This window comes from Psychrobacter piscatorii, assembly GCF_904846415.1.
In the GTDB taxonomy this organism is placed as follows: domain Bacteria; phylum Pseudomonadota; class Gammaproteobacteria; order Pseudomonadales; family Moraxellaceae; genus Psychrobacter; species Psychrobacter piscatorii.
In genome coordinates this window covers 1-551 of sequence record NZ_CAJHAR010000111.1, presented here as the reverse complement: position 1 = coordinate 551, position 551 = coordinate 1, and the positions used below count along the sequence as shown (strand labels likewise).

Annotated in this window: 1 protein-coding gene; it reads right to left on the bottom strand. The window is 43.4% G+C overall.

What is annotated here, in order from left to right; translation table 11 throughout:
* A partial coding sequence (locus JMX83_RS15100; RefSeq protein ID WP_320157671.1) for a transposase occupies positions 1-448 on the bottom strand: 448 nt, incomplete at its 3' end.
* Positions 449-551: the final 103 nt, after the last annotated feature.

Below are 551 nucleotides of genomic sequence, written 5' to 3'. Positions count from 1 at the left end.
GCTTAAAGCCATAGAACCAGCCCATGCTGCTTTTGCCTCGGGTTGCAAGTCCCTTAAAGACTTTATGACGGTAGATACGCTTGTTATGACAAACTGCTATCTTGGTTGAATCAATATAGCTGATACCTGTACAGTCGCCCATCATGCTTTGCAAGTAGGCACACAGTGGCATGATACTGCGCGGCACAAGCTCTATAAATCGCGAGTAGCTCGGCAGATTTGGAAACTCCCGTTTCATCATGCCAAGCATGTGATGGTAGTAAAACGCCTTAAACTGTCGATACCGCAGTTGATGAAACAGTACCAAGATGGTCATAATCTCTGCTACACTTATCTGGCATGCTCTTAACCTTTGGTGTCCCGTTGCGATTAAATGAGCGTCAAACTCAGGTTTGAATTGCTGATAAAAGTCGTCAATATGGCAGTATAGTTCGGTTAGGTTGTCCATGTAAGAAGTCCTTGTTGTGAAGTTTGTCTTGGTAAACTCACTTTAGCAACTTCGGACTTCTTTTTTTATCTTTTTTTTGAGCCCTTATCCCGAACTGGGGTTA